The organism is Flagellimonas algicola, assembly GCF_005937185.1.
Classification (GTDB): Bacteria; Bacteroidota; Bacteroidia; order Flavobacteriales; family Flavobacteriaceae; genus Flagellimonas; species Flagellimonas algicola.
Genome location: NZ_VCNI01000004.1, coordinates 1 through 24,935, shown reverse-complemented (window position 1 = coordinate 24,935; position 24,935 = coordinate 1). Strand labels below are relative to the sequence as shown.

Below are 24,935 nucleotides of genomic sequence, written 5' to 3'. Positions count from 1 at the left end.
ACCTGCCACTTCCATATGGCAGCTTTAGTCAATGATGATCTTCCGGATTGTGTGGTTGCCCGTATCGGCAACATAGATCTCCCCTTCCCCTCCATGGAGCACTCCACGTGGTTCGTTGAATAAGGCCTCATCACCGGGACCATCATTGTGACCGTAATTTTCCTGAACCCCTGCAATCGTGGTGACATGCCCCTCGGGATCGATCCGGCGTATACAGTAATTATCGGCGTCGGCAATGTAGATGGTACCGTCCCCGGCCACCGATACATCTGATGGACCGTAAAATTTTGCCTCCAATCGGTCGACATCATTTACATATCCCCCATCTTCGCTTCCCGCAAATGTTCCAACCGTTCCGGCATCTTGATCTATGGAACGGATTCTATTGTTATCTAAATCCGCAAGCAGTATCGTTCCCTCACCGCTCTTCGCCATGCCCCAGGGATAGCTGAACCTTGCATCCGAAAGGCCGCCATCCATGTACCCTTCTTGCTCGGTAATCTCCGGACCGGGACCTACATAGGTGCTCACCGTATATTGACCCTCATCAAGGGATATCCTTCGTATCGCATGATTATACCGATCTGATACGTACAGTGCATTGTCCCCATCTTCCCCTACAAGGATTGCTCCTGGGTCGTTGAACAGGGCCACATCGACAGCTCCGTTTACATATCCAAATCCATTTCCTCCCGCAATGATCGACCAAACACCGTTAGGTGTGATCATTACTATCCTATGGTTGTAGCTGTCCGCGACATAGATATTGTCATCGCTGTCCATGGCCAATCCTTGGGGATTGTTAAATTCTCCTTCCCCGTTACCAAGCACGCCCCCGGCAAAGGTGGTGACTTTTCCGTCAGGGGCTATCTTCCGTATGGCATGGTTGTTCCTGTCGGCCACAAACATGTTTCCTCTCGAATCCATGACCAGATCATAGGGCCGGTTAAATCGGGCTTCCGTTCCGGACCCTTCCTCGTAACCTTCCTCACCACCTCCCGCAAAGGTCTCCACATTGACTTCGGATATCTCGTACACAAACTCGGGGCCGGTGAGATCGAAACCGTCCACCTCCATCGTAATGGGGCCGGTATAGGCCCTCGCCGGTACCTTGACCGTCACCTCGGTGTCCGTGACGCCCAGCACTTCCCCAGGGGTCCCGTTGAAGCTCACCGACACCTTGGTGGCATCCGTGCCGAAATTCTCCCCGGTGATAACAACCTCGGTATGCTTTGGACCGGTCACCGGTGCCACGGACGACAGCGTTGGCTCCAATACCACGGGGTCGTCGTCCCGGGGGTCGTCATCTTGGGGGTCGTCCCCGATCTGGTCGCAGTTCGCGTTGGTCGGGTCCGGACAGTCCATGCCGTTGTCGTCAGAGCCACAGGACAGTGCCAATGACAGCAGGACAAGCAACAGGAAGATGTCCCTTGCCCTCAATATTCTTATGGTTTTCATGGTTTTCATGGTTTTCATGGTTTTATCTTTTTATGGTCTATTTGTTTAATGGTCGTTCTTGGGACCTGCCCACTTCCATATGGCAGCTTTAGTCAATGATGATCTTTCGGATTGCGTTATTAAAGGTATCCGCAACATAAATCTCCCCTTCCCTACCATAAAGCACTCCCGTTGGCCAATGGAATTGAGCCTCATCACCTGTCCCGTTTTTGTAACCTTTAACTCCTGGAACCCCGGCAATCGTGGTAACGTTCCCTCTGGAGTCTATATGTCTTATACAGTTGTTTTCAGAATCGACAATATATACGGTCCCGTCCCCGGCCATTGATATATCCGATGGACCCCTGAACTTTGCCTCCGATCGATTGCCATCTAAATGCCCAATGTCACCTCCCGCAAATCTTTCAACCGTTCCGGCACTTTGATCTATGGCCCGAATGCTATGGTTACCATAATCCGCAAGCAGTATCGTTCCCTCACCGCTCTTCGCCATGCCCCGGGGATCGCTGAACCTTGCACCCGAAAGGCCGCCATCCCTCTCTCCCGGCTGATTGGCAATTGTCGGACCGGCATAGGTGCCCACCAAATATTGATCGTCATCAAGGGATATCCTCCGTATCGCATGGTTATCCTCCGATACGTACAGCGCACTGCCCCCTGCATCTTCCCCTACAAGGATTCCTGCTGGAAACCTGAATTTGGCAGCGGTACCTAGCGCGTTTACATATCCCTGTTCTACACCCGCAATCAACGTCCAATCACCGGAAGGATCAACCTTTACTATCCTATGGTTACCGCTGTCCGCGACATAGATATTGTCATCGCCGTCTATGGCCAGTCCTCTGGGATAACCGAATTGTCCTTCCCCGCTACCAAGCACGCCCCCGGCAAAGGTGGAGACCTCACCGTCCGGGGCTATCTTCCTAATGGCGTTGTTGGCACTGTCGACAACAAATATGTTGCCCCCTGAATCCATGACCAGATCATTGGGCCGGTAGAATTTGGCTTCCGTTCCGGATCCTTCCTCGTAACCTTCCTCACCTCCAGCAAAGGTCTCCACGGTATAGGTCAGCTCGTACACGAACTCGGGGCCGGTGAGATCGAAACCGTCCACCACCATCGTAATGGGGCCGGTATAGGCCCTCGCCGGTACCCTGACCGTCACCTCCGTGTCCGTGACGCCCAGCACTTCCCCAGGGGTCCCGTTGAAGCTCACCGACACCTTGGTGGCATCCGTGCCGAAATTCTCCCCGGTGATAACAACCTCGGTATGCTTTGGACCGGTCACCGGTGCCACGGAAGACAGGGTTGGGTCGCCCCCGATCTGATCGCAGTCCGCGTTGGTCGGGTCCGGACAGTCCATGCCGTTGTCGTCAGAGCCACAGGACAGTGCCAATGACAACAGGACAAGCAACAGAAAGATGTCCCTTGCCCTAAATATTCTTATGGTTATCATGGTTTTAGCTTTTATGTCTATTTGTTTAATCGTCGTTCTTGGGACCTGCCCGCTTCCATATGGCGGCTTTAGTCAATGATGATCTTCCGGATTGCGTGACCGTGCCTATCAGCAACATAGATCTCCCCTTCCCCTCCATAAAGCAATCCAAACGGAAAGTTGAACCGGGCCACATCACCGGGACCGTCTTTGTAACCATTGACATCTGGATCTCCTGCAATCGTGGTGACATGCCCATCGGGATCGATCCGGCGTATACAGTAATTACCAGCGTCGGCAATGTAGATGGTACCGTCCCCGGCCACCGATACATCTGATGGACCGTAAAATCTTGCCTCCAATCGGTCGACATCATTTACATATCCCTCTTTGCCTCCCGCAAATGTTCCAACCGTTCCGGCATCTTGATCTATGGCACGAATCCTATGGTTACCAGAATCCGTAAGCAGTATGGTCCCGTCACCGCTCTTCGCCATGCCCCGGGGATAGTTGAACCTTGCCTCCGAAAGGCCGCCGTTCGTATCCCCTGGCTGGTTATCAATCGTTGGACCGGCATAGGTGCCCACCGTATATTGATCGTCATCAAGGGATATCCTTCGTATCGCATGATTATTTGTGTCCGATACGTACAGTGCACTGCCCCCTGCATCTTCCCCTACAAGGATTGCTACTGGGCTGTTGAACAGGGCCAGATTGCCCGTTCCGTTTTCATATCCAGATCCATTGCCACCCGCAATGATCGACCAAACACCGTCAGGTGTGATCTTTACTATCCTATTGTTCCCACTGTCCGCGACATAGATATTGTCATCCCCGTCCATGGCCAACCCTTGGGGAATATAGAACGACCCTTCCCACTCGTCCCCTCCATTTCTAATAACGGTGGAGACCACACCTTCAGGGCTTATCTTCCGTATGGCATGGTTGGCCCTATCGGCAACAAATATGTTGCCCCCTGAATCCATGACCAGATCATTGGGCCGGTAGAATTTGGCATCCGTTCCGGACCCTTCCGCGTAACCCGAGCCCATGCCTCCCGCAAAGGTCTCCACGGTATAGGTCAGCTCGTACACGAACTCGGGGCCGGTGAGATCGAAACCGTCCACCTCCATCGTAATGGGGCCGGTATTCGCACCCACCGGCACCCTGACCGTCACCTCCGTGTCCGTGACGCCCAGCACTTCCCCAGGGGTCCCGTTGAAGCTGACCGACACTTTGTCGGGGTCCGTACCGAAATTCTCCCCGGTGATAACAACCTCGGTATGCTTTGGACCGGTCACCGGTGCCACGGACGACAGGGTTGGGTCGCCCCCGACCTGATCGCAGTCCGCGTTGGTCGGGTCAGGACAGTCCATGCCGTTGTCGTCAGAGCCACAGGACAGTGCCAATGACAGCAGGACAAGCAACAGAAAGATGTCCCTTAATCTCAATATTCCTATTGTTTTCATGGTTTTAGCTTTTTATGGTCGTTTGGGACCTGCCACTTCCATATGGCAGCTTTAGTCAATGGTGATCTTTCGAATCGCATGGTTTTTTGAATCTGTAATATAGATCTCCCCTTCCCCTCCATAAAGCAATCCAGCTGGAAAGTTGAACTCGGCCACATCACCGGAACCGTCTTTGTGGCCCCCAAAACGGGGATTTCCCGCAATCGTGGTGACATGCCCATCGGGATCGATCTGGCGTATACAGTGATTTAAACCATCGGCGATGTATATGTTACCATCACCGGCCATGGAAATATCAGTTGGGCCCCAAAACCTTGCCTGCGATCGGGGAACGTCACCTACATGTCCGTGTTCGCCCCCGGCAAATGTTCCAACTGTTCCGGCATCTTGATCTATAACACGGATCCTATGGTTACCATAATCCGCAAGCAGTATCGTTCCCTCACCGCTCTTCGCCATGCCCCAGGGACCGCTGAACCTTGCACCCGAAAGGCTGCCATTCGTATCCCCTTCCTCGATAGATTCCGGACCGGCATAGGTGCTCACCGTGTGCCTACCGTCATTAAGGGATACTTTTCGTATAGCATGATTATTCTGGTCCGATACGTACAGCGCACGATTCCCTTCTTCTTCCTCTACGAGGGTCGCAGTTGGATAGTTGAATCTGGCAAACTCACCATCTCCGCTTACATTTCCACTTGCACCACCGCCTGCAATGGTCGAGCAATCCCCATCAGGGACGATCTTTACTATCCTATGGTTCCTGCTGTCCGCGACATAGATATTGTCATCGCTGTCTATGGCCAGGCCATGGGGCCTATAGAATTGCCCATTCCCCTCACCCTGCCTACCACCAGAATCCCCGGCAAAAGTAGTGACCTGGCCCGAAGGAGTTATCTTCCTAATGGCATTGTTACCAAAGTCGGCGACAAACAGATTGCCTTTCGAATCCATGACCAGATCATAGGGCCGGTTAAATTGGGCAACCGTGCCGGACCCATCCAGAAAACCTTCTTCCCCCGGAGTTCCCGCAAAGGTCTCCACGGTATAGGTCAGCTCGTACACGAACTTGGGGCCGGTGAGATCGAAACCGTCCACCTCCATCGTAATGGGGCCGGTATTCGCACCCACCGGTACCTTGACCGTCACCTCCCTGTCCGTGACGCCCAGCACTTCCCCAGGGGTCCCGTTGAAGCTCACCGACACCTTGGTGGCATCCGTGCCGAAATTCTCCCCGGTGATGGTAACCTGGGTATGTTTTGGACCGGTCACCGGTGCCACGGACGACAGGGTTGGGTTGCAGTTCGCGTTGGTCGGGTCCGGACAGTCCATGCCGTTGTCGTCAGAGCCACAGGACAGTGCCAATGACAGCAGGACCAGTAACAGACAGATGTCCCTTAATCTCAATATTCCTATTGTTTTCATTGTTTTCATTGTTTTCATGGTTGTTTTTGGGACCTGCCCACTTCCATATGGCACCTTTAATCAATGGTGATCTTCCGGATTGCGTGGTTGCCCGTATCCGCAACATAGATCTCCCCTTCCCCTCCATAAAGCAATCCATACGGAAATTTGAACCGGGCCACATCACCGGGACCGTCATTGTGACCTTCATTTTCCGGAACTCCGGCAATCGTGGTGACATGCCCATCGGGATCGATCTGCCGTATACAGGAATTCCCAGTATCGGTGATATAAATGGTCCCGTCACCGGCCACCGATACATCCGATGGGTACCGAAACCTTGCATCCGATCGGGGAACGTCAGTTACATGATCCCGATCGCCTCCCGTAAATGTTCCGACATTTTCAGTATCCTGATCTATGGCACGGATCCTATGGTTACCATAATCCGCAAGCAGGATGGTCCCACCGCTCTTCGCCATGCCCCAGGGACCGCTGAACCTTGCATCCGAAAGGCCGCCATCCCTCTCTCCCGGCTGATTGGCAATTGTCGGACCGGCATAGGTACTTACCTCATGGGTCGGATGTGTCAAGGATATCTTTCGTATTGCATGATTGTATTGGTCCGATACGTACAGTGCACGATTCCCTTCTCCTTCTTCTACGAGGATTGCAGTTGGATGGTTGAATCTGGCATCGACGCCTGATACGGCGTTTTCATATCCGATCCCAAGACTACTGCCCGCAATCAACGTCCAATCCCCGTTAGGTGTGATCTTTATTATCCTATGGTTCCCGCTGTCCGCGACATAGATATTGTCATCGCCGTCTATGGCCAATCCTTCGGGTATATGGAACTCCTCTTCATTCCCTGGCCCTCCTCTACTTGTAAAAGTGGTGACCACACCTTCAGGATCTATCTTCCTAATGGCGTTGTTGCCCCTGTCGACAACAAATATGTTTCCTTTTGAATCCATGACCAGATCATTGGGTTCGTCGAATTTGGCAGCCGTTCCGGACCCTTCCTCATAACCTCGCCCACCTCCCGCTAAGGTCTCCACAGTATAGGTCAGCTCGTACACGAACTCGGGGCCGGTGAGATCGAAACCGTCCACCTCCATCGTAATGGGGCCGGTATAGGCCCTCGCCGGTACCCTGACCGTCACCTCCGTGTCCGTGACGCCCAGCACTTCCCCAGGGGTCCCGTTGAAGCTCACCGACACCTTGGTGGCATCCGTGCCGAAATTCTCCCCGGTGATAACAACCTCGGTATGCTTTGGACCGGTCACCGGTGCCACGGACGACAGCGTTGGGCTGCAGTCCGCGTTGGTCGGGTCCGGACAGTCCATGCCGTTGTCGTCAGAGCCACAGGACAGTGCCAATGACAGCAGGACAAGCAACAGAAAGATGTCCCTTGCCCTCAATATTCCTATGGTTTTCATGGTGGTCTTCATTGTTTATTTGTTTTTATGGTCGTTTGGGGACCTGCCACTTCCAAATCGCGGCTTTAGTCAATGATGATCTTCCGGATTACGTGGTTGTAGGTGTCCGCAACATAGATCTCCCCTTCACCTCCATGGAGCACCCCCAATGCATAATTGAATTTGGCGCCAGCACCGGGACCGTCTTTGTAACCATTGACATCTGGATCTCCTGCAATCGTGGTGACATGCCCATCGGGATCGATCCGGCGTATACAGTAATTACCAGCGTCGGCAATGTAGATGGTACCGTCCCCGGCCACCGATACATCTGATGGATCGTAAAATCTTGCCTCCAATCGGGGAACGTCAGTTACATATCCCCGATCACTCCCGGCAAATGTTCCAACCGTTCCGGCATCTTGATCTATGGAACGGATCCTATTGTTATCAAAATCCACAAGCAGGATGGTCCCGTCACCGCTCTTCGCCATGCCCCAGGGACCGCTGAACCTTGCCTCCGAAAGGCCGCCATCCATATACCCTTCTCGCTGGTCAATCTCTGGACCGGGACCCGCATAGGTGCTCACCGTATATTGATCGTCATCAAGGGATATCCTTCGTATCGCATGATTATTTGAGTCCGATACGTACAGTACTTTGTCCCCTGCATCTTCCCCTACAAGGATTGCTACTGGATTGTTGAACAGGGCCACATCGACAGCTCCGTTTACATATCCAGATCCATTGCTACCCGCAATGATCGACCAAACACCATTTGGGTCGATCATTACTATCCTATTGTTCCCGCTGTCCGCGACATAGATATTGTCATCGCCGTCTATGGCCAGTCCTTCGGGTATATAGAACTCTTCTTCATTCCCTGGCCCTCCTTTACTTGTAAAAGTGGTGACCACACCTTCAGGATCTATCTTCCTAATGGCGTTGTTGCCCCTGTCGACAACAAATATGTTTCCTCTCGAATCCATGACCAGATCATTGGGTTCGTCGAATTTGGCAGCCGTTCCGGACCCTTCCTCATAACCTTCTTCCCACGGAGTTCCCGCAAAGGTCTCCACGGTATAGGTCAGCTCGTACACGAACTCGGGGCCGGTGAGATCGAAACCGTCCACCTCCATCGTAATGGGGCCGGTATTCGCACCCACCGGTACCCTCACCGTCACCTCCGTGTCCGTGACGCCCAGCACTTCCCCAGGGGTCCCGTTGAAGCTCACCGACACCTTGGTGGCATCCGTGCCGAAATTCTCCCCGGTGATAACAACCTCGGTATGCTTTGGACCGGTCACCGGTGCCACGGAAGACAGGGTTGGCTCCAATACCACGGGGTCATCATCTTGGGGGTCGTCCCCGACCTGATCGCAGTCCGCGTTGGTCGGGTCAGGACAGTCCATGCCGTTGTCGTCAGAGCCACAGGACAGTGCCAATGACAGCAGGACAAGCAACAGAAAGATGTCCCTTGCCCTCAATATTCTTATGGTCTTCATGGTTTTCATTGTTTTATCTTTTTATGGTCTATTTGTTTTTATGGTCGTTCTTGGGACCTGCCCACTTCCAAATCGCGGCTTTAGTCAATGATGATCTTTCGGATTACGTGGTTGTCCGTATCCGCAACATAGATCTCCCCTTCCCCTCCTTGGAGCACTCCACGTGGTTCGTTGAATATGGCCTCATCACCAGGACCATCATTGTGACCGTAATTTTCCGGAACTCCGGCAATCGTGGTGACATGCCCCTCGGAATCGATCTGCCGTATACAGGAATTCCCAGTATCGGTAATGTATATGGTCCCGTCCCCGGCCACCGATACATCTGATGGACCGTAAAATCTTGCATCTAATCGATGGACATCATTTACATATCCCTCTTCGCCTCCGGCAAATGTTCCAACCGTTCCAGCATCTTGATCTATGGCACGGATCCTATGGTTATCATAATCCGCAATCAGTATCGTTCCCTCACCGATAATCGCCATGCCCGAGGGAAAGTGGAACCTTGCCTCCGAAAGGCCGCCATCCATATACCCTTCTCGCAGGTCAATCTCTGGACCGGGACCCGCATAGGTGCCCACCGTATATTGACCGTCATCAAGGGATATCCTTCGTATCGTATGGTTATCCTCCGATACGTACAGTGCACTGCCCCCTGCATCTTCCCCTACAAGGATTGCTGCTGGGTTCTTGAATTCGGCATTGGTACCGGTTCCGTCTTTATATCCTTCCTGACCAACACCCGCAATGTTCGTCCAAACACGGTCAGGGTCGATCATTACTATCCTATCGATCCCACTGTCCGCGACATAGATATTGTCATCGCCGTCTATGGCCAACCCTTGGGGAAAATAGAAGCTCTCTTGCTCTCCCCCATCTTCTCCTCCTTCTTTCATAAAAGTGGAGACCTCACCGTCCGGGGCTATCTTCCGTATGGCATGGTTGTTCCTGTCGACAACAAATATGTTGCCCCCTGAGTCCTTTACCAAGTCCCAGGGTTGGTTGAATTTGGCAGCCGTTCCGGACCCTTCCTCATAACCTTCTTCCCCCGGAGTTCCAGCAAAGGTCTCCACGGTATAGGTCAGCTCGTACACGAACTCGGGGCCGGTGAGATCGAAACCGTCCACCTCCATCGTAATGGGGCCGGTATAGGCCCTCGCCGGTACCCTGACCGTCACCTCCGTGTCCGTGACGCCCAGCACTTCCCCAGGGGTCCCGTTGAAGCTCACCGACACCTTGTCGGGGTCCGTGCCGAAATTCTCCCCGGTGATGACAACCTCTGTATGCTTTGGACCGGTCACCGGTGCCACGGACGACAGCGTTGGCTCCAATACCACGGGGTCGTCGTCCCGGGGGTCATCATCTTGGGGGTCGTCCCCGACCTGGTCGCAGTTCGCGTTGGTCGGGTCCGGACAGTCCATGCCGTTGTCGTCAGAGCCACAGGACAGTGCCAATGACAGCAGGACAAGCAACAGAAAGATGTCCCTTAATCTCAATATTCCAATGGTTTTCATGGTCTTCATTGTTTTAGCTTTTTATGGTCTATTTGTTTAATCGTCGTTTGGGACCTGCCACTTCCATATGGCAGCTTTAGTCAATGATGATCTTCCGGATTACGTGGCTGCCCGTATCAGCAACATAGATCTCCCCTTCCCCTGTATGGAGCACTCCCAAAGGGGAGTTGAATTTGGCCTCATCACCGGGACCGTCATTGTAATCAAAGGAGTCATAAATCCCTATCGTGGTGACATGCCCCTCAGGATCGATCTGCCGTATACAGGAATTCGCAGTATCGGTGATATAAATGGTCCCGTCACCGGCCACCGATATATCCGATGGGTTCCTAAACCTTGCCTCCGATCGGGAAACGTCATTTACATATCCCTCTTCGCCTCCCGCAAATGTTCCAACCGTTCCGGCATCTTGATCTATGGCACGGATCCTATGGTTATCATAATCCGCAATCAGTATCGTTCCCTCACCGATAATCGCCATGCCCGAGGGAAAGTGGAACCTTGCCTCCGAAAGGCCGCCATCCTTGTACCCTAGCTCGGTAATCTCCGGACCGGCATAGGTGCTCACCGTATATTGACCGTCATCAAGGGATATCCTTCGTATCGCATGGTTATCCTCCGATACGTACAGTGCACTGCCCCCTGCATCTTCCCCTACAAGGATTGCTGCTGGAAACCTGAATTTGGCACTGGCACCAGATCCGTTTACATATCCTTCCTGATTACCCGCAATGTTCGTCCAAACACGGTCAGGGTCGATCATTACTATCCTATCGTTCCCGCTGTCCGCGACATAGATATTGTCATCGCTGTCTATGGCCAACCCATGGGGAAAATAGAAGCTCTCTTGCTCTCCCCCATCTTCTCCTCCTTCTTTCATAAAAGTGGAGACCACACCGTCCGGGGCTATCTTCCGTATGGCATGGTTGTTCCTGTCGACAACAAATATGTTGCCCCCTGAGTCCTTTGCCAAATCCCAGGGTTGGTCGAATTTGGCAGCCGTTCCGGACCCTTCCTCATAACCTGGTTCCCCCGGAGTTCCCGCAAAGGTCTCCACATTGACTTCGGACAGCTCGTACACGAACTCGGGGCCGGTGAGATCGAAACCGTCCACCTCCATCGTAATGGGGCCGGTATAGGCCCTCGCCGGTACCTTGACCGTCACCTCCGTGTCCGTGACGCCCAGCACTTCCCCAGGGGTCCCGTTGAAGCTCACCGACACCTTGGTGGCATCCGTGCCGAAATTCTCCCCGGTGATAACAACCTCGGTATGCTTTGGACCGGTCACCGGTGCCACGGAAGACAGGGTTGGCTCCAATACCACGGGGTCATCATCTTGGGGGTCGTCCCCGACCTGATCGCAGTCCGCGTTGGTCGGGTCAGGACAGTCCATGCCGTTGTCGTCAGAGCCACAGGACAGTGCCAATGACAGCAGGACAAGCAACAGAAAGATGTCCCTTAATCTCAATATTCTTATGGTTTTCATGGTCTTCATGGTTTTATCTTTTTATGGTCTATTTGTTTAATCGTCGTTTGGGACCTGCCCACTTCCATATGGCAGCTTTAGTCAATGATGATCTTTCGGATTACGTTATTGTCAGTATCCGCAACATAGATTTCCCCTTCCTCTCCATGGAGTACCCCCATTGGATAGTTGAATTTGGCCTCAGCACCGGGACCGTCATTGTAATCAAAGGAGTCATAAATCCCTATCGTGGTGACATGCCCCTCGGAATCGATCCGGCGTATACAGGAATTATCGGCGTCGGCAACATATACGGTACCGTCACCGGCCACCGATACATCTGATGGACCGTAAAATCTTGCATCCAATCGATGGACATCATTTACATATCCCCCTTCTTCGCCTCCCGCAAATGTTCCAACCGTTCCGGCATCTTGATCTATGGCACGGATCCTACTGTTAGCAAGATCCGCAATCAGTATCGTTCCCTCACCGCTCTTCGCCATGCCCGAGGGAAAGCTGAACCTTGCCTCCGAAAGGCCGCCATCCACATACCCTTCTCGCTCGGTAATCTCCGGAGCGGGACCCGCATAGGTGCTCACCGTATATTGACCGTCATCAAGGGATATCCTCCGTATCGCATGGTTATCCTCCGATACGTACAGCGCACTGCCCCCTGCATCTTCCCCTACAAGGATTGCTGCTGGGTTCTTGAATTCGGCATTGGTACCGGTTCCGTCTTTATATCCTTCCTGACCAGCACCCGCAATGTTCGTCCAAACACGGTCAGGGTCGATCATTATTATCCTATCGATCCCACTGTCCGCGACATAGATATTGTCATCGCCGTCTATGGCCAACCCTTGGGGATAATCGAACCTCTTTTGCTCTCCCCCATCTTCTCCTCCTTCTTTCATAAAAGTGGAGACCACACCTTGAGGGGTTATCTTCCGTATGGCATGGTTGTTCCTGTCGACAACAAATATGTTGCCCCCTGAGTCCTTTACCAAGTCCCAGGGTTGGTTGAATTTGGCAGCCGTTCCTTTCCCATCCAGAAAACCTGGTTCCCCCGGAGTTCCCGCAAAGGTCTCCACGGTATAGGTCAGCTCGTACACGAACTCGGGGCCGGTGAGATCGAAACCGTCCACCTCCATCGTAATGGGGCCGGTATGGGCCCTCGCCGGTACCCTGACCGTCACCTCCGTGTCCGTGACGCCCAGCACTTCCCCAGGGGTCCCGTTGAAGCTCACCGACACCTTGTCGGGGTCCGTACCAAAATTCTTGCCAGTGATAACAACCTCGGTATGCTTTGGACCGGTCACCGGTGCCACGGACAACAGCGTTGGCTCCAATACCACGGGGTCGTCGTCCTGGGGGTCGTCCCCGATCTGGTCGCAGTCCGCGTTGGTCGGGTCCGGACAGTCCATGCCGTTGTCGTCAGAGCCATAGGAAATCATTGCCGATAACGCCAGGACAAGCAACAGAAAGCTATCCCTTGTCCTCAATATTTTCATAGTTTGATTGCTTTTATTGTTGCTTTTCATTTCAAATTTCATACTCATGTACCCTGTACTTCCAAATCTCATCCAGACAGATAAGTTTCAACAGGCTATCCGGATCAAAACACTTCGCCCCGTAGTACATCGGGTACGAATCGGTCTTCCCATCTATCATTTCTATGGCCGTCCCCAAGGACGCACTGTCCGCAAGGTTCCCCTCCGAATCCATATCAAAGAATATTACCAGGGGCATGTCCTCGGCCATGCAGGCATTCGCTATTCCAAGGGCCTCCTCCGAAGTACCTATGCCCTTGGCAAAAACCAGATCCGCCCCTGCCTCCTTAAAGGCCTTTATCTGCAACCCATGGTACATGGAACATTCCATGCTGGTAGCAAAGTCCAAACCTGCGGAGCATAGGTTCGCCATTGGCCCGATCTGCCCAACGATCAGAATCTGGGGGTCATCGTCAAAAAAGGCCTTTTTCACGATCTCGACCACCATGACCGCCCTGATATTGATCTCCAAAAGCCTGTCCCTTGAATATCCAAGCTTTTCGCCACAGTAAGGGCTCAGGCCCAAGGTGGGACATTCGAAGAAAATGGCCGTTGCACCACTACTCAGGGCCTTTTCCAGTACCTCCCGGTAATGCTCAATAATCTTGAAAGAATCCAAATCCTCTATCAAACGGAAGGAATCAGCACAGCTTAAACACATCTGATCATCGAAAGTTTTGTTGAGGCCCAGACCACTTCCAAGTTATCTTTTCGATTGCATGATTGCCGCTGGTCCGCAATATAGATTTCGTTTCCAGCATATAACACCGCGACAGGGAATTGAAATTCGGCAATGTCCCCTGAGCCTCGACAAAACCTCCGTTCCCATCATTGTTCCCGGGAACTCCAACGATAGTCTCCACCATCCCTTCGGGATCGACCCCTTCTACACAATGGTTATCCGAATCAACCGTAAACAGGGTCCCATCCGAACCGACCGATATGCCATAAGGATCGGCAAACTTTGCTGTTACAGGACCACCATCAACATACCCTCGGGCACCCCCGGTGATTGTCCCGACAGTTTCGGTGTCCCGATCCACTTTTCCGATTTTATGATTACTACTCCGCGTAACCCAAAAATTTCCTGTTTCCAATATTTTCATGGTTTTATCTTTTTATGGTCTATTTGTTTTTATGGTCGTTCTTGGGACCTGCCACTTCCATATGGCGGCTTTAGTCAATGATGATCTTCCGGATTACGTGGTTGCCCGTATCCGCAACATAGATCTCCCCTTCCCCTCCTTGGAGCACTCCACGTGGTTCGTTGAATTGGGCCTCAGCACCGGAACCGTCTTTGTGACCTTTAGATTCCGGAACTCCGGCAATCGTGGTGACATGCCCCTCGGGATCGATCTGCCGTATACAGGAATTCCCAGTATCGGTAATGTATATGTTACCATCCCCGGCCACCGATATACTTGATGGATTCGAAAACTTTGCCGAAGCCAAATCACCATCTTGATGCCCAAAGTCGCCCCCAGCAAATGTTCCAACCGATTCCTCGTTTTGATCTATAACACGGATTCTATGGTTGCCGTAATCCGCAAGCAGAATGGTCCCCACACCGCTCTTCGCCATGCCCTTGGGATAGTTGAACCTTGCATCGGAAAGGCCGCCATCCATGTACCCTCGCTGGTCAATCTCCGGACCGACATAGGTGCTCACCGCATGATTACCGTCGTCAAGGGATATGCTCCGTATCGCATGGTTAGCCTCCGATACGTACAGCGTACTGCCCCCTGAACCTTCCTCTAAAAGTATTTCGGTTGGATTTCTGAATTCGGCACCGGCACCAGATCCGTTTACATATCCATACGCACTACCTGCAATCAACGTCCAATCCCCGTTAGGTGTGATCTTTACTATCCTATTGTTCCCGCTGTCCGCGACATAGATATTGTCATCGCCGTCGATGGCCAACCCTTGGGGACTTAAGTATTCTCCATTCTCCCTACCCCAGTCGCCGTTACCGGCAAAGGTGGTGACATTTCCGTCCGGGGTTATCTTTCGTATGGCATGGTTGCCCCGCTCAACAACAAATATGTTGCCCCCTGAGTCCTTTACCAAGTCATAGGGTTGGTTGAATTTGGCAGCCGTTCCGGTTCCTTCCTCATAACCTGGATCCTCCTCCGGATTTCCCGCAAAGGTCTCCACGGTATAGGTCAGCTCGTACACGAACTCGGGGCCGGTGAGATCGAAACCGTCCACCACCATCGTAATGGGGCCGGTATAGGCCCTCGCCGGTACCCTGACCGTCACCTCCGTGTCCGTGACGCCCAGCACTTCCCCAACGCTCCCGTTGAAGCTCACCGACACCTTGGCGGCATCCGTGCCGAAATTCTCCCCGGTGATAACAACCTCGGTATGCTTTGGACCGGTCACCGGTGCCACGGATGACAGGGTTGGCTCCAATACCACGGGGTCGTCGTCCTGGGGATCATCGTCCTGAGGGTCGTCATCTTGGGGGTCGTCCCCGACCTGGTCGCAGTCCGCGTTGGTCGGGTCAGGACAGTCCATGCCGTTGTCGTCAGAGCCACAGGACAGTGCCAATGACAGCAGGACAAGCAACAGAAAGATGTCCCTTAATCTCAATATTCCTATTGTTTTCATGGTTTTATCTTTTTATGGTCTATTTGTTTTTATGGTCGTTCTTGGGACCTGCCCACTTCCATATGGCACCTTTAGTCAATGATGATCTTTCGGATTACGTGGTTGTAGGTGTCCGCAACATAGATCTCCCCTTCACCTCCTTGGAGCACTCCACGTGGTTCGTTGAATAGGGCCTCATCACCGGGACCATCATTGTGACCGTAATTTTCCGGAACTCCGGCAATCGTGGTGACATGCCCCTCGGAATCGATCTGCCGTATACAGGAATTCCCAGTATCGGTAATGTATATGTTACCATCCCCGACCACCGATATACTTGATGGATTCGAAAACTTTGCCGAAGCCAAATCACCATCTTGATGCCCAAAGTCGTCCCCAGCAAATGTTCCAACCGTTCCGGCATCTTGATCTATGGCACGGATTCTACTGTTACTGTAATCCGCAAGCAGAATGGTCCCCACACCGCTCTTCGCCATGCCCCTGGGATAGTTGAACCTTGCATCCGAAAGGCCGCCGTTCGTATCCCCTGGCTGGTTATCAATCGTTGGACCGGCATAGGTGCTCACCGTAAATTGATCGTCATCAAGGGATATCCTCCGTATCGCATGGTTAGCCTCCGATACGTACAGTACTTTGTCCCCTGCACCTTCCTCTAAAAGTATCGCCGTTGGACTCCTGAATTCGGCACTGGCGCCAGATCCGTTTACATATCCAGATCCATTTCCTCCCGCAATGTTCGTCCAATCCCCGCTAGGTGTGATCTTTACTATCCTATTGTTCCCGGTATCGGCGACATAGATATTGTCATCGCCGTCGATGGCCAATCCTTGGGGATTTAAGTATTCTCCATCCTCCGTACCCCAGTCGCCGTTACCGGCAAAAGTGGAGACCTCACCGTCCGGGGCTATCTTCCGTATGGCATGGTTGCCCCACTCGACAACAAATATGTTTCCTTTCGAATCCATGACCAGATCATTGGGTTCGTCGAATTTGGCCTCCGTTCCGGTTCCTTCCTCGTAACCTGATTCCTCCGGAGTTCCCGCAAAGGTCTCCACATTGACTTCGGACAGCTCGTACACAAACTCGGGGCCGGTGAGATCGAAACCGTCCACCACCATCGTAATGGGGCCGGTATAGGCCCTCGCCGGTACCCTGACCGTCACCTCCGTGTCCGTGACGCCCAGCACTTCCCCAGGGGTCCCGTTGAAGCTCACCGACACCTTGGTGGCATCCGTGCCGAAATTCTCCCCGGTGATGACAACCTCGGTATGCTTTGGACCGGTCACCGGTGCCACGGACGACAGGGTTGGCTCCAATACCACGGGGTCGTCGTCCCGGGGGTCATCGTCTTGGGGGTCGTCCCCGATCTGGTCGCAGTTCGCGTTGGTCGGGTCCGGACAGTCCATGCCGTTGTCGTCAGAGCCACAGGACAGTGCCAATGACAGCAGGACAAGCAACAGGAAGATGTCCCTTGCCCTCAATATTCTTATGGTTTTCATTGTTTTCATGGTTTTCATGGTTTTCATGGTTTTATCTTTTTATGGTCGTTTGGGACCTGCCACTTCCATATGGCAGCTTTAGTCAATGATGATCTTCCGGATTGTGTGGTTGCCCGTATCGGCAACATAGATCTCCCCTTCCCCTCCTTGGAGCACTCCCGCAGGAGAGGTGAATTGGGCCACATTACCGAGACCGTCCACGTGACCTGAAGATTCCGGAAGCCCGGCAATCGTGGTGACATTGCCTTCGGGATCGATCCGGCGTATGCAGTGATTTAAACGATCGGAAATGTATATGTTACCATCCCCGGCCACCGATACACCCCTTGGACTCCTGAACTTTGCCTCCGATCGGGGAACGTCATTTACATATCCCCGATCACTCCCGGCAAATGTTCCAACCGTTCCAGCATCTTGATCTATGGCACGGATCCTATGGTTATCATAATCCGCAATCAGGATGGCCCCGTCACCGCTCTTCGCCATACCCGTGGGATAGCTGAACCTTGCATCCGAAAGGCCGCCATCCATATACCCTTCTCGCTCGGTAATCTCCGGACCGGGACCCGCATAGGTGCTCACCGTATATTGACCCTCATCAAGGGATATCCTTCGTATCGCATGATTGTATTGGTCCGTTACGTACAGCGTACTGCCCCCTGAACCTTCCTCTAAAAGTATTGCCGTTGGATAGTTGAATCTGGCACCGGCACCAGGTCCGTTTACATATCCGCCCACAAGACCACCGCCCGCAATCAACGTCCAATCTCCACTAGGTGTGATCTTTACTATCCTATGGTTCTCGGTATCCGCGACATAGATATTGTCATCGCCGTCGATGGCCAACCCTTGGGGACTTAAGTATTCTCCATTCTCCCTACCCCAGCTGCCGTTACCGGCAAAAGTGGAGACCTCACCGTCCGGGGTTATCTTTCGTATGGCATGGTTGTTCCTGTCGACAACAAATATGTTGCCCCCTGAGTCCTTTGCCAAGTCATAGGGTTGGTTGAATTTGGCAGCCGTTCCGGTTCCTTCCTCATAACCTGGATCCTCCTCCGGAGTTCCCGCAAAGGTCTCCACGGTATAGGTCAGCTCGTACACGAACTCGGGGCCGGTGAGATCGAAACCGTCCACCTCCATCGTAATGGGGCCGGTATAGGCCCTCGCCGGTACCTTGACCGTCACCTCCGTGTCCGTGACGCCCAGCACTTCCCCAGGGGTCCCGTTGAAGCTCACCGACACCTTGGTGGCATCCGTGCCGAAATTCTCCCCGGTGATAACAACCTCGGTATGCTTTGGACCGGTCACCGGTGCCACGGACGACAGGGTTGGCTCCAATACCACGGGGTCGTCGTCCTGGGGGTCATCGTCCCGGGGGTCATCGTCCTGGGGGTCGTCATCTTGGGGGTCGTCCCCGACCTGGTCGCAGTTAGCGTTGGTCGGGTCAGGACAGTCCATGCCGTTGTCGTCAGAGCCACAGGACAGTGCCAATGACAGCAGGACAAGCAACAGAAAGATGTCCCTTAATCTCAATATTCCAATGGTTTTCATTGTTTTCATTGTTTTCATTGTTTTCATTGTTTTATCTTTTTATGGTCTATTTGTTTAATGGTCGTTCTTGGGACCTGCCCACTTCCATATGGCAGCTTTAGTCAATGGTGATTTTCCGGATTGCGTGGTTGTCCGTATCCGCAACATAGATTTCCCCTTGGTCATAATTTAAAATACCATAAGGGTTTGAAAACTTGGCTTCACTCCCCTGCCCATCTTTATACCCTTTGGAATTGGGGACACCTGCAATGGTGACAATTCTTCCTTCGAGATCGATCCTCCGTATGCACTGATTCTTTGTATCGGTCATAGAAACGATTCCCTGTTTGTCAACGGCCACTCCCCTGGGACAGTAAAACATCGGAGGTTTTGTTTTTTTGACATCGGAATTCCGGTCACCCCCAGCCAAAGTCCGCACAGTCCCAGCGGACAGATCTATAGCCCTAACCATGTCATTGTAGGTGTCAGCAACCAGCAAATTCCCATTATCGTCCATTGCAAGACCGCTTGGAAAACGAAATCTTGCTGTTTTTAGATTACCGTTCGCAGTGCCACTGTGCCTCCATTTTGAACCGGCATATGTGGTCACTTCAAAATCATCCAAAGAAATCCTTCGTATTGTATGACTCCTGGTTTCCGACACGTAAAGGTCATTTTGACCGCCCATTGCAATTCCCGAAGGATAATCAAACCGGGCATCCGGGCCTTTACCGTCCCTATACCCTTGCGCGCGCCCAGCAATGGTCGCGACCCTACCTGATGGGTCTATCCTTTTAATTGCATGATTGCCTGTGTCGGCCACATATATATTGTCAGCCCCATCAATAGTCAGCCCTTGCGGAAATTTGAACCTGGCCCGTACCCCTAGACCATCGGCATCACCCGCCACACCATTGCCCGCAAACGTGGAGACCCGACCATTGGGCCCTATCTTCCTAATGGCATGGTTGCCAAAGTCCGCGACAAACAGATTGCCTTTCGAATCCCTTGCCAAATCCCTCGGCCTATCAAATCCGGCTTCTTTTCCAATGCCATTTCTAAAACTCCCGTCAAAACCGCCATGATCAGGTCTTCCGGCAAAAGTGGACACTTTGACCTCCGACACCTCATACTCAAACTCAGGGCCCAAAAGCCATATTCCCCCTACCTTTACAGTCAGGACACCGGTGAACGCGCGCGCCGGCACTTCCGTGGTTATCCGCGCCCCCGAAACACTTTGGACCTCCGCCCGGGTTCCATTGAAACGAACCTCGACCATGTCTGGATCTGATCCGAAATTCCTGCCCTCTATAACAACAGCGGTCCGTTTTGGACCCATCAAGGGACATACCGAAAAAAGCTTTGGTGCCCCCTCCTTCATGTCCCCAGCTCCCGAGGGAGAATATCCGGCAACACTTTCGTTTGCCCAAACCCATCCCCCAGGGCCAGAAACACAAAACCAAACATGGTCCATTAGGACCCCCATAAGGAAAAAGGCGCAGAACAACCTCATAACAGGCCCCATTAAAAAAGCTCCAATCATCTTATTAATGTTAATTCCAAATGAGTCAACTTCAAATTTAAAAGCAAAACCAGCCTCATGAATACCTCAAAAAGACCAATACATAAAACATTTGAACCAAAAAAAACCTCCGATGTAACGTTGAATGGAATGAATGCCATAAAAATCCCATAATGCAACACATTTGTTGCAACTAATTTTTTACAAGAACCTAAGACCCTATGTTTACTAGTTAAGAGAGGGCTACCTGCCCACAGGATAAACCCTTTTAAGAAAACAGATATCGGCCCCACTTAACCAACGAAAAACCAGAGATTGAATAAAGAAAGCCTAAGGGCCGATAGTAGTTGTAACCGTACCCTTCTTTCCCAAAAGGGGAACGGCCATTGGAACGCCCTGATTTCGATTATGGAACAAAAGCAATTTACGTTGCAATCGTTTGAAAATGGACTATCAAAACATAAACCAGAGAGGTCCCTAGAAGAACAGTGGCAGTGCCCTGGGATTGATTCTGTTTATCCACAGTATCAAACACCATCCCTACATACTCATCCAATTGATACCTTTTTGTCCATACACACTTTCTAAAATAGGTTGTATCAATGCACAATAGTTACCAGTGAGCCGAAAAAAACCCAGACATCATTCAAGATGCCAGTAGCGTAAGCAAATAGTTGGAATTCACCCCAATGTCCAGTTCCCTGTCACAATAAGCAATAAGAAAAAACCATGAGCGGATTAAGTCTTATCGAAACAGAAATTTTAGAACTCAGAAATCATTTGCAGAAGCATGAACTTTATAAAAATCTACACCATATCGACGACATTAGGATCTTTATGGAAAATCATGTTTTCGCCGTGTGGGACTTTATGTCTCTTTTAAAAGCCCTTCAAATAGAGTTCACCGGTGTCCAAATTCCCTGGATTCCACCAAAAAACAAGAATCTCACCAGATTTATAAACGAAATAGTATACGGTGAAGAAAGTGATATTGACGAATTCGGAGAGGCCAAGAGTCACTTTGAACTATATTTGGATGCCATGCAGCAGGCAAAAGCAAATACTACAGAAATAAATAGATTCATTAATCTCGTGAAGTCGGATAAACCAGTTGAACACTGTCTGGGTCAAATCAACCTCGATCAAAGAGTCGCCGATTTCGTAAGATTCTCCTTCTCAATCATTAAAACTGAAAAGACCCACATGATCGCCTCTGCTTTTACGTTTGGCAGAGAAAATGTTATCCCGGAAATGTTCATCGAAATTTTGAAATCAGACAACACCAATAATCATTTGCTCAGCAAACTAAAATATTATCTTGACCGGCATATAGAACTGGATAGCCATGAACACGGTCCTCTTTCCTTAAAAATGGTCTCTGAGCTTTGCGGCGATGATGACCAACGATGGAATGAAGCGTTAAAGGTGGCAAAAGAATCCCTAAAAAAAAGGATTCTCCTTTGGGATACGATTAACGACCTCATCAGGGAGAAAAATTTAAAAAAACAGTACAAATAATGGATTGGCCCTAGATTACAGAAATCTAACACACAGCTAATCGCCTTTGCAAATGATAGATCAAAATCCCCGGACCATTCAATTGCCATTGTCAATTCCCGCGTAGGTTCAATGTGTTCATCCCAAGTAGGGGATATCCCAAAACTTTCCGATGTGAACAAAGGAAAAACCCTTATCCATATTGAAATAAGGGTTGTGACAGAAGATGAACAAACATGTAAAAAACCGGAAAGCTGGATTTTATTCTAAATTTTAATTTCCGCAGACCATGCCATCGGTAATGGTATCCAAAACTAAAGGCACCAAACCATAAATTTTGGTACTTGTCCTAGGGTTCCGGTTACATCTGATACTTCCCCCATTCTTTTTATAGTAAAAGACCAGTGTTCCTGATTGGTAGGTGAACGGGGTATTCCATGCATGAATACAACCGTTATATAGCATAGTGACACTGACCAAAACACCCAATATAATCTTTTTGTTTAGGAATTGGACATAAGGTATGTTCAATAAGAAACGAAAGCGTAAAAAGTACCAAGCTGTTTATTATGTTCGTTAGCCTCCAAAACCCACAAAGGTCACTTGTTCATGGATTGGCTTACGGGGACAACTATATGAATAGCCATTTCACCAAAAAAACCTGAGTTCATAGCAATAACTGGCAGCCACTTCATTGCTTAATCCCTTTTGTCAACATTGTTGAACGCCTATGACAACCTAATAAGTGCATGTACAATTTGAAATACCTTGGAAAAGATTGACCCCCACGGTAAACACATGAGTGCCCGTGGAATAACCCAACAATTCATTAAGTATTACTTGATAGGAGTACCCAAAATAAAAGTCCCCTTTATTAAGTCCCAGGAGCGGAGCTAAATATAGCGGCTTTACCGCTTGATCGTTCAACATTCGAAATGTAACGCCAAAATAATAGCTATCAATAAAATCGTAGAACCTGAATTTGACATTGAGGTCAGTTATGGAGCGGCTGTCACTCTCAAAGTATTGAAAAAATATTGATGGCTCCATTTCAAAATCCGATCTCCTGTTTTTCCTGAACCTATACCCAGAATACACAGAATAATTTCTCAGAACATTGGGCTCATAAATAGGGCTGAACCTTTCGATGTTTTTGTTCAAGATGTTTGAAATATTTAGGCTTACATAAAATTCTCCCTTTCGATATAAAGTCCCCAAATCAAAATTGGTATTGTTCGACTTGCGATCATCAATGACACCAAGGTCATCATTGTCCCGAAAATTTTCTATATCAATTCTAAATTGGTTTAAATTAACAGAAAGGGCCATTGAAAAAAAGACATCATCATACCTGTCAAGTACCAAATGATGGGCAAACGAAAGTTTGGCCCCCCGCTGTTTGGTTTCCCCATTGGAATCATTGTAGAGTACCATTCCTATTCCCGACCTATTACCCAAACGGACATCTGCCGAAAGAGATTGGGTCTTTGGTGCATCAGGGATTCCGACCCATTGGCTCAATCCATTCATACGTACTTTGACATAATTTCCAATCCCTGCATAAGATGGTGACATTAAAAAAGGGTTATCCGACAAATACTGTGATATTTGGGGCACTGTAAGCTCTTGGGCATTTGTAAACAATGTAAGCCCAAGTGAAAATGATAGAACAAAAATGATTTTTTTCATGGTGGTTGATTATCTATATAGAGTGAAATTTCCAACGAACTCGCTTCCGGTGGCATCATTCAATTGAATGATGTACCAGTAATCCCCGGATGGCAGGGGTTTTGACCTATATTGCCCATCCCATCCATTATCCACCGGTCCCATAGTCCATATTTTTCTACCATATCTATCAAAAACAAAGGTTTCAATATTAGGATATACTTCAATGTTCTTTGGCCTCCAGAAGTCATTTTTCCCATCATTGTTCGGGGTAAAAAAGTTGGGTATTTCAATCTCAACAAAATTCATTGTAATTGTCTCAACGCGCTCACAGCCGTTGCCATCCAAAACCCTTACCGTATAGACTCCGCTTCCATCCACCACAAATCTGTTATTGGATGTTCCAATATCTTCCACAAAAAAGTAGGTATATGGAGGTGATCCTCCAGACACATTGGCCATTATTTCATTTGGCCCGGGACTCGTCAAATCAAGTTCCAACATAGGAATATCCTCAATTCTGAATGGTATAGTGTTCAAACAACCATTAGCATGTAAAATCGCTAAAAAATGATCTCCATTGGAAATATTTTCAAAATCTGGAGTGGACCTGAAATCCATTGGATTTGTGGAATCCAAGGCATATACAACATCTTCGCTTAATGAAGGATTAACCAATTCTACCAATATAGAGTTTGTGAGGTTTCCAGATTCGCATGAGTAAATTGGCTCAACAGCTGCATCGAGATTTGGTCCCCCTGGAAGTATATCAAACTCGGATATGGACTCACATCCATTACCGTCGACCACCCTTAGCGAATAGCTCCCTGGATTTAGCTCATAAAAACTAAAGGTCCCATCCGAAAACACCTCTGTTTGAAAAGTGTTCAAATTTACCGTATACGGCCCTGTACCATTTCCCATTGTTACATCAAGGGATGCATCTCCACTTTGCCAACAAGTCTCATGATTTATGGTGAGAGATGCTGCTAATGAATTTATCGTAAGTTCCATGGTATCTTGTACCAATGGACAGGCTCCATTTCCATTTGCGATGAGTCTAAGTATTACAGACCCATTTGCTATATCCCCCGGACCTGGCATATATATGGGAAGTAGTATTGCCGAATCGTTAAAAGTTCCGTCTCCCGTGGTACTCCAAAGCAAGGAGTTTATGTTTTGCACCATTGGTCCGTTTGTGGACATGGCCATATTATATTCAGAACCTTGGCAAATTTCACCATCAGCGCCGGCGTCCGCAGAGGGCCGAGCGTGGTTGGTCAGGGTCACCTCGTCGGCGCTGTCCGCACAGCTGCCGTTGGAGACCGTCCACCTGAGCACCGCGCTCTGGCCGGCCCCAAGGCCCGTCACCGCCGTAG

18 protein-coding genes are annotated in these 24,935 nt (G+C 50.4%); 1 reads left to right on the top strand and 17 read right to left on the bottom strand.

All coding sequences use genetic code 11. The annotated features are described in order from the left end of the window. Positions 1-24: 24 nt before the first annotated feature. From FGG15_RS17915 to FGG15_RS17845, 15 genes are all read right to left on the bottom strand, one after another. On the bottom strand, positions 25-1,458 hold the full coding sequence (locus tag FGG15_RS17915; protein ID WP_161991995.1) for an IPT/TIG domain-containing protein: 1,434 nt from the start codon (positions 1,456-1,458) through the stop codon (positions 25-27). Positions 1,459-1,546: 88 nt separating this feature from the next. Further along, complete coding sequence (locus FGG15_RS17910) at positions 1,547-2,914, bottom strand: IPT/TIG domain-containing protein (RefSeq protein WP_138838914.1); 1,368 nt, start codon at positions 2,912-2,914, stop codon at positions 1,547-1,549. Between the two features lie 68 nt (positions 2,915-2,982). Continuing rightward, positions 2,983-4,362 carry an IPT/TIG domain-containing protein gene (locus tag FGG15_RS17905; protein ID WP_138838912.1) on the bottom strand — a complete coding sequence of 460 codons (1,380 nt, stop codon included), beginning with the start codon at positions 4,360-4,362 and terminating at the stop codon, positions 2,983-2,985. Positions 4,363-4,413: 51 nt separating this feature from the next. Then, complete coding sequence (locus FGG15_RS17900) at positions 4,414-5,787, bottom strand: IPT/TIG domain-containing protein (protein ID WP_161991994.1); 1,374 nt, start codon at positions 5,785-5,787, stop codon at positions 4,414-4,416. Between the two features lie 56 nt (positions 5,788-5,843). Then, the gene (locus tag FGG15_RS17895; RefSeq protein WP_138838908.1) at positions 5,844-7,220 is read right to left on the bottom strand and encodes an IPT/TIG domain-containing protein; all 1,377 of its coding nucleotides are present in this window, start codon (positions 7,218-7,220) and stop codon (positions 5,844-5,846) included. A gap of 53 nt (positions 7,221-7,273) precedes the next feature. After that, positions 7,274-8,692, bottom strand: coding sequence for an IPT/TIG domain-containing protein (locus FGG15_RS17890; protein ID WP_161991993.1), 1,419 nt, complete (start codon positions 8,690-8,692; stop codon positions 7,274-7,276). 80 nt (positions 8,693-8,772) lie between these two features. Beyond that, positions 8,773-10,218, bottom strand: coding sequence for an IPT/TIG domain-containing protein (locus tag FGG15_RS17885; protein WP_138838904.1), 1,446 nt, complete (start codon positions 10,216-10,218; stop codon positions 8,773-8,775). A 67-nt stretch (positions 10,219-10,285) separates the two neighbouring features. Beyond that, positions 10,286-11,695 (bottom strand): IPT/TIG domain-containing protein, encoded by a 1,410-nt coding sequence (locus tag FGG15_RS17880; protein WP_161991992.1) that lies wholly within the window; start codon positions 11,693-11,695, stop codon positions 10,286-10,288. A 77-nt stretch (positions 11,696-11,772) separates the two neighbouring features. Further along, positions 11,773-13,188 carry an IPT/TIG domain-containing protein gene (locus tag FGG15_RS17875; RefSeq protein WP_161991991.1) on the bottom strand — a complete coding sequence of 472 codons (1,416 nt, stop codon included), beginning with the start codon at positions 13,186-13,188 and terminating at the stop codon, positions 11,773-11,775. Positions 13,189-13,219: 31 nt separating this feature from the next. Further along, positions 13,220-13,888, bottom strand: coding sequence for a homocysteine S-methyltransferase family protein (locus tag FGG15_RS17870; protein ID WP_138838897.1), 669 nt, complete (start codon positions 13,886-13,888; stop codon positions 13,220-13,222). A gap of 4 nt (positions 13,889-13,892) precedes the next feature. Beyond that, positions 13,893-14,333 carry an NHL repeat-containing protein gene (locus FGG15_RS17865; protein WP_138838896.1) on the bottom strand — a complete coding sequence of 147 codons (441 nt, stop codon included), beginning with the start codon at positions 14,331-14,333 and terminating at the stop codon, positions 13,893-13,895. Positions 14,334-14,403: 70 nt separating this feature from the next. Next, positions 14,404-15,840 carry an IPT/TIG domain-containing protein gene (locus FGG15_RS17860; RefSeq protein WP_138838894.1) on the bottom strand — a complete coding sequence of 479 codons (1,437 nt, stop codon included), beginning with the start codon at positions 15,838-15,840 and terminating at the stop codon, positions 14,404-14,406. A gap of 71 nt (positions 15,841-15,911) precedes the next feature. Then, entirely contained in the window at positions 15,912-17,339 is a 1,428-nt protein-coding gene (locus FGG15_RS17855) for an IPT/TIG domain-containing protein (RefSeq protein ID WP_161991990.1), read from the bottom strand. A gap of 78 nt (positions 17,340-17,417) precedes the next feature. Then, positions 17,418-18,899, bottom strand: coding sequence for an IPT/TIG domain-containing protein (locus FGG15_RS17850; RefSeq protein WP_138838890.1), 1,482 nt, complete (start codon positions 18,897-18,899; stop codon positions 17,418-17,420). A gap of 88 nt (positions 18,900-18,987) precedes the next feature. Continuing rightward, positions 18,988-20,382: an IPT/TIG domain-containing protein gene (locus tag FGG15_RS17845; RefSeq protein WP_161991989.1), complete on the bottom strand. Its 1,395-nt coding sequence runs from the start codon at positions 20,380-20,382 to the stop codon at positions 18,988-18,990. A gap of 738 nt (positions 20,383-21,120) precedes the next feature. Here FGG15_RS17845 and FGG15_RS17840 point away from each other — a divergent pair. After that, the gene (locus tag FGG15_RS17840; protein WP_138838886.1) at positions 21,121-21,909 is read left to right on the top strand and encodes a DUF3050 domain-containing protein; all 789 of its coding nucleotides are present in this window, start codon (positions 21,121-21,123) and stop codon (positions 21,907-21,909) included. 717 nt (positions 21,910-22,626) lie between these two features. On the opposite strand, the gene FGG15_RS17835 is transcribed toward FGG15_RS17840, so the two are convergent. Continuing rightward, positions 22,627-23,577: a PorP/SprF family type IX secretion system membrane protein gene (locus FGG15_RS17835; RefSeq protein WP_138838884.1), complete on the bottom strand. Its 951-nt coding sequence runs from the start codon at positions 23,575-23,577 to the stop codon at positions 22,627-22,629. A 9-nt stretch (positions 23,578-23,586) separates the two neighbouring features. Next, the coding region (locus FGG15_RS17830; protein ID WP_138838882.1) for a T9SS type B sorting domain-containing protein at positions 23,587-24,935 on the bottom strand (1,349 nt) is incomplete at its 5' end.

What these genes read in the sequence shown, in the direction of transcription:
- FGG15_RS17835 (WP_138838884.1), bottom strand. Translation starts at nt 23,577, where the DNA reads ATGAAAAAAATCATTTTTGTTCTATCATTTTCACTTGGGCTTACATTG.
- FGG15_RS17900 (WP_161991994.1), bottom strand. Translation starts at nt 5,787, where the DNA reads ATGAAAACAATAGGAATATTGAGATTAAGGGACATCTGTCTGTTACTG.
- FGG15_RS17860 (WP_138838894.1), bottom strand. Translation starts at nt 15,840, where the DNA reads ATGAAAACAATAGGAATATTGAGATTAAGGGACATCTTTCTGTTGCTT.
- FGG15_RS17875 (WP_161991991.1), bottom strand. Translation starts at nt 13,188, where the DNA reads ATGAAAATATTGAGGACAAGGGATAGCTTTCTGTTGCTTGTCCTGGCG.
- FGG15_RS17850 (WP_138838890.1), bottom strand. Translation starts at nt 18,899, where the DNA reads ATGAAAACAATGAAAACCATTGGAATATTGAGATTAAGGGACATCTTT.
- FGG15_RS17840 (WP_138838886.1), top strand. Translation starts at nt 21,121, where the DNA reads ATGAGCGGATTAAGTCTTATCGAAACAGAAATTTTAGAACTCAGAAAT.
- FGG15_RS17915 (WP_161991995.1), bottom strand. Translation starts at nt 1,458, where the DNA reads ATGAAAACCATAAGAATATTGAGGGCAAGGGACATCTTCCTGTTGCTT.
- FGG15_RS17865 (WP_138838896.1), bottom strand. Translation starts at nt 14,333, where the DNA reads ATGAAAATATTGGAAACAGGAAATTTTTGGGTTACGCGGAGTAGTAAT.
- FGG15_RS17885 (WP_138838904.1), bottom strand. Translation starts at nt 10,218, where the DNA reads ATGAAGACCATGAAAACCATTGGAATATTGAGATTAAGGGACATCTTT.
- FGG15_RS17845 (WP_161991989.1), bottom strand. Translation starts at nt 20,382, where the DNA reads ATGAGGTTGTTCTGCGCCTTTTTCCTTATGGGGGTCCTAATGGACCAT.
- FGG15_RS17910 (WP_138838914.1), bottom strand. Translation starts at nt 2,914, where the DNA reads ATGATAACCATAAGAATATTTAGGGCAAGGGACATCTTTCTGTTGCTT.
- FGG15_RS17905 (WP_138838912.1), bottom strand. Translation starts at nt 4,362, where the DNA reads ATGAAAACAATAGGAATATTGAGATTAAGGGACATCTTTCTGTTGCTT.
- FGG15_RS17890 (WP_161991993.1), bottom strand. Translation starts at nt 8,692, where the DNA reads ATGAAGACCATAAGAATATTGAGGGCAAGGGACATCTTTCTGTTGCTT.
- FGG15_RS17870 (WP_138838897.1), bottom strand. Translation starts at nt 13,888, where the DNA reads ATGTGTTTAAGCTGTGCTGATTCCTTCCGTTTGATAGAGGATTTGGAT.
- FGG15_RS17895 (WP_138838908.1), bottom strand. Translation starts at nt 7,220, where the DNA reads ATGAAGACCACCATGAAAACCATAGGAATATTGAGGGCAAGGGACATC.
- FGG15_RS17880 (WP_161991992.1), bottom strand. Translation starts at nt 11,695, where the DNA reads ATGAAAACCATAAGAATATTGAGATTAAGGGACATCTTTCTGTTGCTT.
- FGG15_RS17855 (WP_161991990.1), bottom strand. Translation starts at nt 17,339, where the DNA reads ATGAAAACCATAAGAATATTGAGGGCAAGGGACATCTTCCTGTTGCTT.